This is a genomic window from Kitasatospora sp. P5_F3 (genome assembly GCF_054049135.1).
Genome location: NZ_JBFUMY010000022.1, coordinates 18,329 through 32,533, shown reverse-complemented (window position 1 = coordinate 32,533; position 14,205 = coordinate 18,329). Strand labels below are relative to the sequence as shown.

General features: G+C 71.6%; 12 protein-coding genes. 5 read left to right on the top strand and 7 right to left on the bottom strand.

Annotation, left to right across the window (positions count from 1 at the left end):
* The first annotated feature begins 12 nt into the window (after positions 1-12).
* A complete protein-coding gene (gene rarD, locus ACXJMZ_RS15820; protein ID WP_457030672.1) occupies positions 13-969 on the top strand; it encodes an EamA family transporter RarD in 957 nt (318 codons plus the stop codon).
* A gap of 103 nt (positions 970-1,072) precedes the next feature.
* The gene (locus ACXJMZ_RS15815) at positions 1,073-1,462 is read left to right on the top strand and encodes a hypothetical protein (protein ID WP_457030671.1); all 390 of its coding nucleotides are present in this window, start codon (positions 1,073-1,075) and stop codon (positions 1,460-1,462) included.
* A gap of 171 nt (positions 1,463-1,633) precedes the next feature.
* On the opposite strand, the gene ACXJMZ_RS15810 is transcribed toward ACXJMZ_RS15815, so the two are convergent.
* From ACXJMZ_RS15810 to ACXJMZ_RS15800, 3 genes are read right to left on the bottom strand one after another with little or no spacing between them, the layout of a single operon-like run.
* Positions 1,634-2,494: an ABC transporter permease gene (locus ACXJMZ_RS15810; RefSeq protein WP_457030670.1), complete on the bottom strand. Its 861-nt coding sequence runs from the start codon at positions 2,492-2,494 to the stop codon at positions 1,634-1,636.
* On the bottom strand, positions 2,481-3,452 hold the full coding sequence (locus ACXJMZ_RS15805) for an ABC transporter ATP-binding protein (protein ID WP_457030669.1): 972 nt from the start codon (positions 3,450-3,452) through the stop codon (positions 2,481-2,483). The genes ACXJMZ_RS15810 and ACXJMZ_RS15805 overlap by 14 nt, the downstream gene beginning before the upstream one ends.
* Positions 3,453-4,586, bottom strand: a complete 1,134-nt coding sequence (locus tag ACXJMZ_RS15800; RefSeq protein WP_457030668.1) for a LolA family protein — start codon at positions 4,584-4,586, stop codon at positions 3,453-3,455.
* Between the two features lie 178 nt (positions 4,587-4,764).
* Here ACXJMZ_RS15800 and ACXJMZ_RS15795 point away from each other — a divergent pair, with 178 nt between their 5' ends.
* Entirely contained in the window at positions 4,765-7,347 is a 2,583-nt protein-coding gene (locus ACXJMZ_RS15795; protein ID WP_457030667.1) for a bifunctional FO biosynthesis protein CofGH, read from the top strand.
* A gap of 150 nt (positions 7,348-7,497) precedes the next feature.
* On the opposite strand, the gene ACXJMZ_RS15790 is transcribed toward ACXJMZ_RS15795, so the two are convergent.
* Positions 7,498-8,595, bottom strand: coding sequence for a tyrosine-protein phosphatase (locus tag ACXJMZ_RS15790; RefSeq protein ID WP_457030666.1), 1,098 nt, complete (start codon positions 8,593-8,595; stop codon positions 7,498-7,500).
* A gap of 195 nt (positions 8,596-8,790) precedes the next feature.
* Here ACXJMZ_RS15790 and ACXJMZ_RS15785 point away from each other — a divergent pair, with 195 nt between their 5' ends.
* Positions 8,791-9,885: an ADP-ribosylglycohydrolase family protein gene (locus tag ACXJMZ_RS15785; protein ID WP_457030665.1), complete on the top strand. Its 1,095-nt coding sequence runs from the start codon at positions 8,791-8,793 to the stop codon at positions 9,883-9,885.
* 73 nt (positions 9,886-9,958) lie between these two features.
* Here ACXJMZ_RS15785 and ACXJMZ_RS15780 read toward each other — a convergent pair whose 3' ends face one another.
* The 3 genes from ACXJMZ_RS15780 to ACXJMZ_RS15770 form a co-directional block, all read right to left on the bottom strand.
* Entirely contained in the window at positions 9,959-10,168 is a 210-nt protein-coding gene (locus ACXJMZ_RS15780) for a DUF397 domain-containing protein (RefSeq protein WP_184915246.1), read from the bottom strand.
* Entirely contained in the window at positions 10,165-11,022 is an 858-nt protein-coding gene (locus ACXJMZ_RS15775) for a helix-turn-helix domain-containing protein (protein ID WP_457030664.1), read from the bottom strand. Before ACXJMZ_RS15775 ends, ACXJMZ_RS15780 begins: the two co-directional genes overlap by 4 nt.
* A gap of 327 nt (positions 11,023-11,349) precedes the next feature.
* Positions 11,350-12,105: a GOLPH3/VPS74 family protein gene (locus tag ACXJMZ_RS15770; RefSeq protein ID WP_457030663.1), complete on the bottom strand. Its 756-nt coding sequence runs from the start codon at positions 12,103-12,105 to the stop codon at positions 11,350-11,352.
* Between the two features lie 278 nt (positions 12,106-12,383).
* On the opposite strand from ACXJMZ_RS15770, the gene ACXJMZ_RS15765 reads away from it, so the two are divergent.
* Positions 12,384-14,198 carry a hypothetical protein gene (locus tag ACXJMZ_RS15765; protein ID WP_457030662.1) on the top strand — a complete coding sequence of 605 codons (1,815 nt, stop codon included), beginning with the start codon at positions 12,384-12,386 and terminating at the stop codon, positions 14,196-14,198.
* The last annotated feature ends 7 nt before the right edge of the window (positions 14,199-14,205 follow it).

Genomic DNA, 14,205 nt, shown 5'->3' with positions numbered 1-14,205 from the left:
GGCGGCCGGTCGATGGCGGGGAAGCAAGAGGCCGGTAGCGGCAACGGGATCGGCTACGGCGTGGCCGCGTACGGCATCTGGGGACTCTTCCCGCTGTTCTGGCCGCTGTTGGAGCCCAGCAGCGCGGTCGACATCCTGGCCAACCGGATGACCTGGTCGCTGGTGGCCGTCGCCCTGCTGCTGCTGGTCCAGCGCAAGTGGGCCTGGATCCGCCCGCTGCTCGCCCAGCCACGCAGGCTCGCGCTCTCGGTGCTCGCCGCGATGACCATCTCGGTCAACTGGGGCGTCTACATCTGGGGAGTGAACTCCGGCCACGTGGTGGAGACCAGCCTCGGATACTTCATCAACCCGCTGGTCACCATCGCCTTCGGTGTCCTGCTGCTGCGCGAACGGCTGCGCACCGCCCAGTGGGTGGCGGTCGGCGTCGGGGTGGCCGCAGTCGTCGTGCTCACCGTCGGGTACGGGCGGCTGCCCTGGATCGCGCTCACCCTGGCGTTCTCCTTCGGCACGTACGGCCTGCTCAAGAAGAAGGTCGCGCTCGGCGGCCAGGAGAGCTTCGCGCTGGAGAGCGCGGTGATGTTCCCGTTCGCGGTCGGGTTCCTGATCTGGCTGGCGGTCCGGGGCGAGGGCAGCTTCGGGGTGGCCGGCTGGGGCCACTCGGGCCTGCTGATGGTCAGCGGGGTGATCACCGCGATCCCGCTGCTCTGCTTCGGCGCGGCGGCCCTGCGGGTGCCGCTGAGCACGCTCGGGCTGCTCCAGTACCTGGCGCCGGTGCTCCAGTTCCTGCTCGGGATCACCGTCTTCCACGAGCAGATGCCGCCCGCCCGCTGGGCCGGCTTCGCGCTGGTCTGGGTCGCGCTGGTGATGCTCAGCTGGGACGCCCTGCGGCGGCTCCGGCAGAACCGGGCCGCCCTGCTCACACCCCGGCCGGTGGTGGCCGACGCGCCGCAGCAGGCCCTCTCGGGCTGACGTCCCGTGATGTGAAGAACTCGTTTCCGGATCTCCTCAACCGGGCCGCAGTCCTGCTAACCTCCGGTGCCACAGCTCCGTGCTGCCCCCGGGAGGAGTCGCGATGGTCCAGCTCGCCACCACGTTGGCCCGGCCGTTCCGACGTGCGGGGGCCGTGGACGGGGCCGTCGTGCTGGCCTCCGGCGGGGCGCTGCGGGTGCCTGCTGTCCGCCGTGAGACGGACGCCGCCGAGACCGGCGAACTCCTCCTCAGCTCGGCCCGCCCCGGTGGCCCCGTGACCATCCGGTGGCAGCGCCCCGGCCACCCGGCGATCACCCTGGAGTCCCCGTACCGGCTGGACCGGGTCGAGCTCAAGGGGTCGCACCGGGCCCGCCTGCACGGCCTGACCGCCGGTGTCCGCCTGGTCTGCCCGGACTGGTCACCGCTCTTCCTGGTCTCCCCGGCCCAACTCGCGGTCCTCGCCTGCGCAGCCGCGACGTCGCGCACCGCTTAGCTTTTTGCAGCTCCCGAGGTTGCACCACCAGGGGCTCGGGGAACTGCGACGCCGACCTCTGGAGCGTTGCACCTGCGTAGATGGTCAGGCACTTTCGCAGTTACCCCGGCGTCAGATCTCCTCGCAGTTCCCCGAGCCCCTGGTCAGCTCTGGCTGAGCGCCTGCGGAAGTTCAGGCCGTGATGTCGCGCGACGTGAAGCGGGCCCACGCGGCGGAGCCGAAGACGGCTACGTAGATCGCCTGGAGGCCGAGGTTCTGCAGGACGTTGTCCCAGTAGATCGGCTGCCGGAGCAGGTCGCCGAAGCTGAGCCAGTGGTGGGTGAAGAGGTAGGGCTGGATGGCGTGCAGCTGGGGGAAGGTGTCCAGGATCTGCACGGTGATCACCAGCACCACCGTGGTGGCCATGGCGGCGATCCCACTGCCCGTCAGGGTGGAGACGAACAGGCCGATCGCGACCAGCCCGCCCAGCGAGGCGGCGACCACCAGGGCGATCAGCACCGCCCGGACCAGCGCCGTACCGGGGCCGACGGTGTCACCGGAGAGCAGGGTGACCTGGCCGAGCGGGAACAGGGCTGCGCCGGTGGCCAGGGCGGAGAGTGCCACGGCCAGGGTGGCGGCCAGGCAGAAGGTCATCCCCGCGGCGAACTTGACGGCCAGCAGCCTGGTCCGCCCGGCCGGGGCGACCAGCAGGTAGCGCAGGGTGCCGGAGGCGGCCTCACCGGCGATCGAGTCACCGGCCACCACGCCCACCGTCATCGGCAGGAAGATCGGCAGGGTCACGGCCAGCGAGGTGAAGACCAGGAAGAGGCCGTTCTGGGTCACCTGGGCGATGAAGGCGGGGCCGCCACCGCCCCCGGAGCCGTCCGTCTGCGACTTGATCACCACCCCGATCAGCACCGGCAGGGCGGCCAGGATGCCGAGCAGGGTGATCGTCCTGGCCCGGCGGAAGGTCAGCCCCAGCTCGCTGCGGAACAGCGAGAGCGAAGCTCCCACGGTCACCACGGCAGCAGGCCGCGTCTCAACCAGCGACATCGAAACCCTCCCCGGTCAGTGCCACGAAGGCGTCCTCGAGTGTGCCGCGCTCCACGCCGAAGCCGTGCACCCGGACCCCGGCCTCGACCAGGGCGGCGCAGAGCTTGGGCAGCTCCTGCTCGCCCAGTGGGGTGCCGGAGACCCGGTCCTCGTCGCTGGTCAGGTCGGTGACCTGACGGCCGGTCAGCACCTCGGCGGCCAGCGTGACGTCGGGCGTACGGACCACCAGGCGGCCCGAGGCGCGGGCGGCCAGCTCGGCCACCGTGCCCTGCACCAGCAGGCGGCCCTTGGCCATCACGGCGGCGTGGGTGCAGACGTGCTCGATCTCGTCGAGCAGGTGGGAGGAGAGGAAGACGGTGGTGCCGTCGGCCGCGACCTCCCGGATCAGTGTGCGGATCTCCCGCATGCCCTGCGGGTCCAGGCCGTTGGTGGGCTCGTCCAGCACCAGCAGCTCGCGCGGGCGGAGCAGGGCCGAGGCCAGCCCGAGCCGTTGCTTCATGCCGAGTGAGTAGGCCCGGGCCTTCTTGCCGGCCGCAGCGGTCAGCCCGACCCGGTCCAGCGCCTCGTCGACCCGGCGGGAGCGGGTACGCGGGTCGGTGGTCGGGTCGGCGGCGTCGATCCGGGCCAGGTTGTCCCGGCCGGACAGGAAGCCGTACAGGGCCGGGCCCTCGATCAGGGCACCGACCCGGGGCAGCACCGAGGACACCGCGCCGGGCATCGGCTCACCGAGCACGGTGGCCACCCCGGCGGTCGGGGCGATCAGGCCCATCAGCATCCGGATGGTGGTGGTCTTGCCGGAGCCGTTCGGGCCGAGGAAGCCGAAGACCGACCCCCGGGGCACCGTCAGATCCAGGTTGTCCACCGCGAGCTGACCGCCCCGGAAGCGCTTGGTCAGACCGCTGGTACGGATCACGTCCGCCGAAGCGGCCGGGCCGTCCGACTGCTCGAGAAGAGCCACTCACTTCACCCCGGCCGCGCTCTGCAGCACCTGCGGGGTGACCGCGCCGGCGAAGACCCGGCCGTCGTCGGTGATCAGGACGTTCAGCACCTTGGTGCCGAGCAGGGTGCCGCCGCCGACCGGCTTGCCGAGCGCCTTGGCGAAGGAACTGCCCTCGCCCGCAGGCAGCTTGGCGGTGAGCACGGTCGCCCAGCCCTGGCCGACCAGGTCGAGGCCGCTCGCGTTCTGCCCCGGGGCCTCGGGCGCGGTGCGCCCGGTGGCGGGAGCCTCGTCGGCCCGACGCTCCGTCACCTTCGCGCCCTTGGGGGCGGTGAAGGCGAAGGTCGAGGCGCTCGGCTTGCCGAACGAGACCTGGCTGAAGTGCACGTCCAGCACCTTGGAGCCGTCGGTCGAGCGGACCAGCACCGACAGCGGCACGCCGTTGTCGGCGGCCACCGCGATCCGTACCTCGGCGATCGTCGAGCCGCTCTGCTTCGGCTTCACGCTCAGCTGGTACGCCTTCTGCCCGGCCACCTCGGCGGTGCCGTCGACCACCACCGAGGTGGACTCCGCGCTCAGCGAGAGGAAGCGGCGGGCCGCGTCCTGCGGGGTCACCGGCAGCGGCGTCTTCGGCCGCTGGGCGGCGGCGGCCGCCGGGCCGGTCAGGTGGACCGCGTCGTTGCTCCGGCTGTCCCAGGCCCACAGCTCGCTGCCGTTGTGCACCAGCTCGTAGCCGGTCAGACCGCCGATCAGCCCGATCCGCTGGCGGTCCGGACCGTCCACCGCGACCTGCAGGGTGTGCTCCCCGCCGAGCAGCTCGAGCAGCTTGCTCTCGGGGGCGGCCTGCGAGCTGCCCTGGTCACCGCCGCCACCGCGGCGGCCACCGGCGGCACCGGGCAGCCCGCCGAGCAACTGGGCCGGCACCCCGAGGTCGGCCTTGACCTTCACCGTGCCGGACAGCGACTCGACGTCGGAGCCGAGCGCCTTGGCCACCACCTGCTCCGCCGTCAGGGCGGGCAGCGAGGGCCCCGAGTCGCCAGCCATCGCGGGCACCAGGCCGATCCCGGCCGCGGTCAGCGCCACCACACCGACCGGGACCAGGACCCGGGCGGTGGTGCGTCGTCCGGATCGGTAGGGCCGCACTTGGTCCACCATGACTTCTACCCCTGTCGTCGTCAGATGTCCTGCTCTGCACAACCATTAGAGCCCGCAGCAGGTTCCCCGGCATCGCCCCACAGGGCGGGACGTCCGTACGACCAGGGATGCAGCCGACCCTGAGATCACGTCAGGGTTCTGTCATCCCGATGGACCAACCGCTGGGTATCGTCGCCCCATGAACGCTACGGAGGACCAGCCGCCCGCCCCGACCGCCACCTCGATGCGGCGCGCGCTGCGCCGGGCCAGGGACGGGGTGGCGCTGGACGTCGCCGAGGCCGCGGTGCTGCTCCGGGCCAGAGGTGACGACCTGGCGGATCTCTGTGCCACCGCATCCCGGATCCGGGACGCCGGGCTGGCCGAGGCCGGGCGGCCCGGGGTCATCACGTACTCGAAGAAGGTCTTCATCCCGCTCACCCGGCTCTGCCGGGACCGCTGCCACTACTGCACCTTCGTCACCGTGCCGGGCAAGCTCCGCAAGGACGGCCACGGCCTCTACCTGTCGCCCGACGAGGTGCTGGAGATCGCCCGGCAGGGCGCGGCGATGGGCTGCAAGGAGGCGCTGTTCACGCTCGGCGACCGCCCCGAGGACCGCTGGCCGGAGGCCCGCGAGTGGCTGGACGCGCACGGGTACGACGACACCCTCTCCTACGTCCGGGCGATGTCGATCCGGGTGCTGGAGGAGACCGGGCTGCTGCCGCACCTCAACCCCGGGGTGCTGAGCTGGACCGACTTCCAGCGGCTCAAGCCGGTCGCCCCGTCGATGGGCATGATGCTGGAGACCACCGCGACCCGGCTCTGGTCCGAGCCCGGCGGCCCGCACTACGGCTCGCCGGACAAGGAGCCGGCCGTCCGGCTGCGGGTGCTGGAGGACGCGGGCCGCAGCGCGGTGCCGTTCACCACCGGGGTGCTGATCGGCATCGGGGAGACCTACGAGGAGCGCGCCGACGCGCTGTTCGCGATCCGCCGCACCTCGCGCCGCTACCACGGCGTGCAGGAGGTGATCGTGCAGAACTTCCGGGCCAAGCCGGATACCGCGATGCGCGGCATGCCCGACGCCGAGCTGGAGGAGCTGGCCGCCGCGATCGCGGTCACCCGGCTGGTGCTCGGCCCGTCCGCCCGGATCCAGGCGCCGCCGAACCTGGTCGACGAGCAGTACCCGCTGATCATCGGCGCGGGCATCGACGACTGGGGCGGGGTCTCGCCGCTGACGCCCGATCACGTCAACCCCGAGCGCCCCTGGCCGCAGATCGAGGAGCTGGCGGCCCGGACGGCCGCCCAGGGCTTCGAGCTGCGCGAGCGGCTGACGGTCTATCCGGAGTACCTGCTGCGCGGCGAACCGTGGCTGGACCCGCGCATCATGCCGCACGTCCGGGCACTGGCCGACCCCTCCAGCGGGCTGGCCAGGGAGGACGCGATGCCGGTCGGCCTGCCCTGGCAGGAGCCGGAGGACCTGCCGGCCTCCTTCGGCCGGACCGAGCTGCACGTGGAGATCGACACCGAGGGCCGGACCGGCGACCGCAGGGCCGACTTCGAGGAGGTCTACGGCGACTGGGAGGAGCTGCGGGCCCAGGTCGGCAGTTCGGCGCCCGAGCGGCTCGGCGGCGACCTGCGGGAGGCCCTGTCGGCCGCGGCAGCGGACCCGAGCCGGCTGACGGACTCTCAGGCGCTGGCCCTGTTCCAGGCCGACGGCGCCGCGCTGGACGCGCTCTGCGGCATCGCCGACGCGGTCCGCCGGGACACCGTGGGCGAGGAGGTCACGTACTGCGTCACCCGGAACATCAACTTCACCAACGTCTGCTACACCGGCTGCCGGTTCTGCGCCTTCGCCCAGCGCCGGACCGACGCCGACGCGTACACCCTCTCGCTGGACCAGGTCGCCGACCGGGCCGAGCAGGCCTGGGAGGTCGGGGCCACCGAGGTCTGCATGCAGGGCGGCATCCACCCTGACCTGCCGGGCACCGCGTACTTCGACATCGCCCGGGCGGTGAAGGCCCGGGTGCCCGGGATGCACGTGCACGCCTTCTCGCCGATGGAGGTGGTCAACGGGGCCACCAGGACGGGTCTCTCGATCCGGGACTGGCTCACCGAGGCGAAGGCGTCCGGGTTGGACACCATCCCCGGTACGGCGGCGGAGATCCTCGACGACGAGGTCCGCTGGGTGCTCACCAAGGGCAAGCTGCCCGCCGCCACCTGGGTCGAAGTGGTCAGCACCGCCCACGAGTTGGGCATCCGATCGTCCTCCACCATGATGTACGGCCACGTGGACAACCCGACGCACTGGCTGGGCCACCTGCGGCTGCTCGCGCAGATCCAGCAACGGACCGGCGGCTTCACCGAGTTCGTCACGCTGCCGTTCATCCACACCAACGCCCCGGTCTACCTGGCCGGGATCGCCCGGCCGGGACCGACCATGCGGGACAACCGCGCGGTGATGGCGATGGCCCGGCTGCTGCTGCACCCGCACATCCCCAACATCCAGACCAGCTGGGTGAAGCTGGGCGCCGACGGCGCGGCCGAGATGCTCCGCTCCGGCGCGAACGACCTCGGCGGCACCCTGATGGAGGAGACAATCTCCCGGATGGCCGGCTCCGCCTACGGCAGCTACAAGTCCGTCCGCGACCTGGAAGCCATCGCCGAAGCCGCCGGCCGCCCCCACCGCCAACGCACCACCACCTACGGCGAGGTCACCCCGGAACGCAGGGCCGCCGCCCTGGCCTCGGACGGGCACCTGCCGCAGCTGCTTCCCGTTCTCGACTAGACGTCAGCCATCTACGGTCAGGGGCTCGGGGAACCGCGACGCCGACCTCGAACAAGGTGATCCGTCCGTGGGTGGTCAGGCACTTTCGCAGTGACCCGAACGCCAGATCTCCTCGCAGTTCCCCGAGCCCCTGGGTAGTGCAACTGAACGTCAGCCCGCGAGCAGACGGCTCCGCAGCTTGTGCACGTCCACCTCGAGGCCGTCCTTGAGGTAGCCGTCGAAGGAGCCGAACTTGGCCTGGACCTCGTCGAAGCCGGCGTTCAGGTACTCCGGACGGACGTCCAGCAGCGGCTTGTAGATCGCCTGGTACGAAGCCGGCAGGTGCGACAGGATCGCCGCGTTGGCCGCCGCCCGGTAGTCGTTGCTGGCCAGGTAGTCGGCCTCGACCGTGCTGCGCGGCACGCCGAGCGCGGTGAGCAGCGCGGCGTTCGCCCACCCGGTGCGGTCCTTGCCGGCGGTGCAGTGGAACAGGATCGCGTGCCGGTCGTCGGCGGCCCGGAGGACGCCCCGGTAGGCGGACTTGGCGCTCTCGGCGGAGACCATCACCCGCTCGGCGTCGATCATCGCCTGCACCGCTGCGGCGGGCGAGGTGACGTTGAAGGCGCCGGTGTCGGCGACCCCGAGCACGTTGGCGTCGACCACGGTGGCGCCGGCCGGGATGCGGTCGGGGGCGGACTTCTGCTCGGCGGGGGTGCGCAGGTCGAAGATCTGCCGGATGCCCAGGCGCTGGAGCTTGGCCAGGTCGGCCTCGGTCAGCTTGCTGAGGTCGTCCGAGCGGTAGACCTCGCCCATCTTCACCCAGTGGCCGTCGGCGGTGCGGTAGCCGCCCGCGTCACGGAAGTTGGGGGCGGAGGCCAGGTGCAGCGAGCGGTCGGCGACGGTCAGCGACTCGCCCCGGTCCGGGACCAGCTCGAAGAACCAGCGGTCGGCGGTGGCCAGCCCGGTGACGGTGACGGTGGCCGAGCCGCTGCCCCGGGCGACGGCGGTGCGGTGCCGGATGCCGTCCCGGTCGGTGCCCGCGTACACGGTGACCCGGCGGGTGCCGGGGGCGGTCCAGTCGAGCTTGAAGGAGCCGTCGGCCTGCTGGGTCACGGTGGCGGCGGTGAACGGGATGCGGTGGGCGGACTGCTGCGCGGACCAGGTGGGGGAGTCGGCCAGCGCGGTTCCGGTGGCGAGCGCGCCGGAGCCGAGGGTGAGCGCGCCGGTGAGGGCCACGGCGAGGGCAAGACGGGAGGGGGAGGTGGTCATGGTGCGGACGTTAGGAACCCCCGGGCGTTGCGGGGTGGCCGCCGGATGGCGTGGTGGCAACAATTTGTTGACGAGCTGGCGTTCGAGGGCGAAGGTCCAAATCGGAGCGGTATTCGAATACAGTGCGGATGCGCTCCAGCCCGGCCCACCCCGAGTGGTGCGCCCCGTACCCGAGGAGAGAGGTGCCGTCCGTTGATGCCACTGTGGTCACGCGCGCAGCAGCAGGACTTCCGCAGCAGGGTGCGGGGCTGTCTGCTCGGCGGGGCGATCGGTGACGCGCTCGGCGCCGGGATCGAGTTCGAGTCGCTGGAGAGCATCCGCGCCGCGCACGGTCCGGCCGGGGTGACGGGCTACGTGCCCGCGTACGGCAGGGCGGGCAGCGTCACCGACGACACCCAGATGACGCTCTTCACGGTGGACGGTCTGATCCGGGCTCATGTCCAACGGGACGGCGGGAGTTGGCACCCGCCGACCGACGTGCACCAGGCCTACCTCCGCTGGGCGGCGACGCAGTACGACTGGGGCCCGGACGAGCGCAGGTCCGGCCTCGGCTGGCTCGGGCGGCAGGAGTGGCTGTACGCGCAGCGGGCCCCCGGGCAGGCCTGCCTCTCCGGGCTGACCGGCCCGGACGCGGAGCGCGCCGGGACGCTGGACGCGCCGCGCAACCCGGAGTCGAAGGGGTGCGGGACGGTGATGCGGGCCGCGCCGTTCGGGCTGCTGACCGCCTGGGAGCCCGGACTGGTCTTCCAACTGGCCGTCGAGTGCTCGGTGCTGACCCACGGTCACCCGACCGGCTATCTGGCCGCCGGGGCCTTCGCGGTGATCGTGCACACGGTGGCCAGGGGCGGCACCCTGGAGGAGGGCGTCCACCTGGCGCTGGCCACCCTGTCGGACCACCCGGGCCACGAGGAGACCACTGCGGCCCTGCGCAAGGCCCTGGACGCGGTACGGGCGGGAGAGCCGTCGGCCGACCGGGTCGAGGAGCTGGGCCAGGGCTGGGTCGCCGAGGAGGCGCTGGCGATCGGGGTCTACTGCGCGCTGGTCGCCCAGGACGTGAAGTCCGGCCTGCTGCTGGCGGTCAACCACTCCGGCGACAGCGACTCGACCGGGCTGGTCTGCGGGAGCCTGCTCGGCGCGCTGCACGGCGAGACTGCGCTGCCGCCCGAGCTGCTGGCCGAGCTGGAGGGCCGGGGGACGATGCTGGAGCTGGCCGACGACTTCGTGCTGGAACTGCTGCACGGGCCCGAACTGCGCGGCCCCGCCTGGTCGGAGCGCTACCCGTTGAAGTAAGGCCCTACCGGGGAAACAGCGGAGCGGGCCGCCGACTGGTCGCCKGCGGCCCGCTCCCCGGAGCGGCAGAGTCTCAGATCTCGCCGAAGGCGCCGGTGGCGGTGGCGGTGGCGAACGCGGCCCACGCCTCCTTGCTGAAGTGCAGCTGGGGGCCCTCGGGGTCCTTGGAGTCACGGACGGCGATGGTGGCGCTGCTCGGGACGGCGATCTCGACACAGGCGCCGTTGCCACCGCTGTGGCTGCTCTTGCGCCAGGTCAGGTTGCTGGTCGACTTCGTGCTCATCTCTTGAACCCCTCTGCATAGGTGTGAATCAATGACCGGCTCTCCGCGACGCTGAGCGCTGCGGCCCGCAGGTGGTCGTACAGATTGGTATAGCGGCGGACGTCGGCCTCCTTCTCCAGGTAGAGGTCGCTCGTCACTCCTTCGAAGTAGACGACGGTCGAATCCGCCGACTCCGGAAACTCCATCAGGGAGAATGTCCCGGTCATGCCGGGATGCGCGCCGTGCCGGAACGGGATCACCTGCAGGTTGATGTTCGGCCGCTCGCTCAACTCCAGCAGCTGGAGCAGCTGATCGGCCATCACCCGCGGGCCGCCGACCACCCGGATCAGCACGGCCTCGTCTATGACCACCCAGAGACTGCCGAGCTGGTCCTCGCCGTATATCCGGCTCTGCCGCTTCAGCCGGACGTCCACCCGCCGCTTGATGGCGCTCACGTCGGTGTCCGGCTGGGTGCCCTCGACCACCGCCTCGGCGTACTCCCTGGTCTGCAGCAGGCCGGGCACGAAGGAGGACTCGTAGGCCCGGATCGAGCTGGCCTCGGCCTCCAGGCCGATGTAGACGCTGTACGGGATGTCGCCGAACTCGTGCCACCAGCCGCGCTGACGGGACTCCCTGGCCATCTCCATCAGGCCGGCCCGGATCCGCTCGTCGCTGACGTCGTAGACGTCGCAGAGATCCCGGACGTCCCGCTGGCTGATCGAACGGCGGCCGTTCTCCAGCCGGCTGATCTTCGACTGGGAGACCATCAGACGGCCGGCCACCTCTTCGGCCGTCATCCCCTTCAGCTCACGCAGACGCCGCAGTTCGGCGCCGAGCCTGCGTCGCCGAACTGTCGGATTGATGTTGGCGGACACATCGACCTCCGGCCGGACCTCTGGCGCGCCGGAGAGCGGCGCGCCTCGGAAGACTGTGGAAATTGGTACCAACCCCCCTGACTTGGAGCAGCATGCCATCTTGGCTCAGTACGGCGCGGGGGAATCGCAGGAGCGCACTAGAACAGACCATCGGAAAACCACTCAATCGGGATTGCCGCCCTTGCGCCCCGGTGCCGGAACCGATATAGGGGCCCGGTGTCCGGAAATGCCAACGGGGCGGTCGGGGCAAGCAGTTGACTGCCTGGCCCGACCGCCCCGAAAGGGTCCTTCCGATCACCGGCGCGCACGGTCCGCCGCGCGCTCCGTTCAGCGGGCTACCGCTCGCCCGGCCATCCCGTGGCCGTTGCCGCCCGCGGTCGGCCGACTCGGCGCCGGCCGACCGGCCGGAGCGGCCGGCCTGGTCGGCCCGGCCACCGGCGCCGGACCACGGGCCTGGTTGGGCAGCCCGTTCTGAACGTCCATCACCGCGTGCGCCACCATGCCGCCCAGCGGGTCGTACCTGATCAGGTCGCGCAGTCGTGACCGCGAGGACCTGCCCTCGTTGCCCGGGTAGAGGTGCTTCCCCAGGCCGACGGCATGCGCCAGCGCGGCCAGTGCGGCCGTTCGGGGGTCCGGCGGGACGCCCGTACGGATCGCAGTGTCCAGCCGCTGCTTGATCGCGGCGTTGGTGCAGTCGTCCGACGCCTGGTACCGCGTCGTCGGCAGCACGCCGCACATCTGGCCCGGCACGGCGGTCACCATGCCGCACCTCTCCAGGTGCGCCAGGTAGGTCTGCCTGAGCCCCAGGCGGGGCCCGCCGATCCAGTGCGCGGCCCGCACCGGGCTGCCACGACGGCGCAGCAGTTCCAGTGCGTGGTCCAGTGTCGGGTCACCGGTCGGCCGTGGCATCACCACGGCGATCCGGTCCCCGTCCGGGACGATCCTTCCGGCCAAGGACAGCTCGACGAGCTGTGCCCCGGCGAGTCCGAGGTCGAGGGTCTGCGGCTGCGCCGTGGTGCCCGTGGTCGGGTCCAAGGCGAGCAACAGGAGTTCCTCGGGAATAGTTCTGCGGCTCTTGCCCATCCAAGCCTCCCCGCGTGGATGAATGACAGAGTGACGCCTCTCACAGCGGCTTGTCGAGTACGCCTCCGAATCGTGACCTAGCGGTGGGGCCTGGAACCGCCCCCCACGGGCCTCGCGTCCCTGGCTGGGAGTGCCTCGACGGAGGCCGGTTCGGCCGAATAGTGGCCGGTCGGGCGGGGTGTGACGGCTGTTACGGCCGTCGGTGCCGGAGACTGGACAGCTAACCGGCGAATGGAAATCGGGTTCGGCCGGTACGGCGGACGAGGAGGTTGGATCACGTGGGCGAGTCCCCCGACAAGGTGCGGCACGACGGGGAAGGCGAGGAGGAGGTGTCGGTCGACCCGGCCGGTACCGAGTCGAGCGGCTCCACCGTCCAGCTGAAGGTCCGTGATGTGGACAACCGGACCACCATGCTGAGGCTGCCGGTGGACAACGTGACCACCATGCTCCGGGTGCCCGAGGAGGCCGTTTCCGAGGCTGTGACCAGCCCGGACACGTCGGACCCGGAGACGGCGGAGCCGGTCGGGTCGATCGAGGAGCCCGACGCGGTCGATCCCCGTCTCGCGGTTCGGGACGCCAAGGACGAGGCGGACGTGGCCCGGGCCGAGGTCGAGACCGCGACCGATCCCGATCCCGATCCCGATCCTGATCCCGATCCCGATCCCGAGGTTGAGGCGAAGGCGGAGGTCGAGGCCGAAGCGGAGGTCGTGGCCGAGGCCGAGGCGGCGGTGAGGCTCGCGAAGCCGCCGGTGCAGGTCTGGACCCACCCCGAGCCCGCTGCCCTGCCGGTCGAGGAACCGCCCGCGCCGCTGCCGCTGCCCGAGACCACCGACGAGGCGATGGAGGTGCTGGCCGCCCTCTCCGCCCGTCCGGTCTCGCCGTTCCGGCGGGGCGCCAAGCGGGTCACCGTCTGGAGCCTGTTCCTCGCCGTGGTGGTCGGCGTGGTCGTGGTCGCCCAGCTGCTCCGCCCGCTGCCCGACCCCAAGGTGAAGCTCTCGCTGGCCGGCTCGTACACCTTCACCGGCAACCCGCTCGCCATGCCCTGGCCGGCCAAGGGCCAGGCCGCCGCCGAGGTGGTCGGGGTCGGCAGCCTCGGCAGCTCGGGCCCGGAGACCCCCGCGCCGATCGCCAGCGTCACCAAGGTGATGAACGCTCACCTGATCCTCCGGGGCCACCCGTTGAAGAAGGGCGAGCCAGGTCCGGTCATCACGGTGGACAAGCAGGCCGCCGCTGAGTCCGCCAACACGGACGAGTCCCGGGCCCAGCTCACCGAGGGCCAGAAGATCTCCGAGTATGAGGCGCTCGAACTGCTGATGCTGCCCTCGGCCAACAACGTGGCCCGGCTGCTGGCCCGCTGGGACTCCGGTACCGAGGCGGAGTTCGTCAAGAAGATGAACGACGAGGCCAAGGCGCTCGGCATGACCAACACCACGTACGCCGACCCGGCCGGGTACAACAACGACACCAAGAGCACCGCGAAGGACCAGCTCAAGCTGGCCGGACAGGTGATGAAGGACGACGTGTTCCGCCAGGTGGTCGCCACCCCGGACATGACTTTCAACAGCCAGCGGATCTACAACACCAACGCCCTGCTCTCCGCCAGGACCGGCGTGATCGGCGTCAAGACCGGCTCCAGCACCCCCGCCGGGTCCTGCCTGATGTGGGCGGCGGTCAAGGAGATCGGCGGCACCAAGCGGATGATCCTCGGCGTCACACTGGGGCAGCCGGCGACCACCGCCGACAGCCTGCTCAAGGCGGCCCAGACGGTCAGTCAGAAGATCATCACCGCCGCACAGGACGGCCTGACCGGCCAGACTCTGGCCAAGCAGGGCCAGGTCGTCGGGTACGTGGACGACGGGCTCGGCGGGCAGGTGCCGGTGGTCGCCGCCAAGGACCTGACGGTCGCGGGCTGGCCCGGGATCACCGCGCAGCTCACCATGAAGTCCGAGCAGCTCGGACACTCCGTCAAGGCCGGCACCCCGGTCGGGACCATCGCGGCCGGCGAGGGCGAGGGCAGGGTCGAGGTGCCGGTGGCCCTGCAGTCGGACCTGGCGCCGCCGTCGATCCTGTCGCGGCTGCTCCGGATCGCCTAGGCGGGGC

Bases quoted from the DNA above. Each gene is read 5' to 3' on its own strand.
- rarD (WP_457030672.1), top strand. From the start codon at position 13: ATGGCGGGGAAGCAAGAGGCCGGTAGCGGCAACGGGATCGGCTACGGC.
- ACXJMZ_RS15815 (WP_457030671.1), top strand. From the start codon at position 1,073: ATGGTCCAGCTCGCCACCACGTTGGCCCGGCCGTTCCGACGTGCGGGG.
- ACXJMZ_RS15810 (WP_457030670.1), bottom strand. From the start codon at position 2,494: ATGTCGCTGGTTGAGACGCGGCCTGCTGCCGTGGTGACCGTGGGAGCT.
- ACXJMZ_RS15800 (WP_457030668.1), bottom strand. From the start codon at position 4,586: ATGGTGGACCAAGTGCGGCCCTACCGATCCGGACGACGCACCACCGCC.
- ACXJMZ_RS15795 (WP_457030667.1), top strand. From the start codon at position 4,765: ATGAACGCTACGGAGGACCAGCCGCCCGCCCCGACCGCCACCTCGATG.
- ACXJMZ_RS15790 (WP_457030666.1), bottom strand. From the start codon at position 8,595: ATGACCACCTCCCCCTCCCGTCTTGCCCTCGCCGTGGCCCTCACCGGC.
- ACXJMZ_RS15785 (WP_457030665.1), top strand. From the start codon at position 8,791: ATGCCACTGTGGTCACGCGCGCAGCAGCAGGACTTCCGCAGCAGGGTG.
- ACXJMZ_RS15780 (WP_184915246.1), bottom strand. From the start codon at position 10,168: ATGAGCACGAAGTCGACCAGCAACCTGACCTGGCGCAAGAGCAGCCAC.
- ACXJMZ_RS15770 (WP_457030663.1), bottom strand. From the start codon at position 12,105: ATGGGCAAGAGCCGCAGAACTATTCCCGAGGAACTCCTGTTGCTCGCC.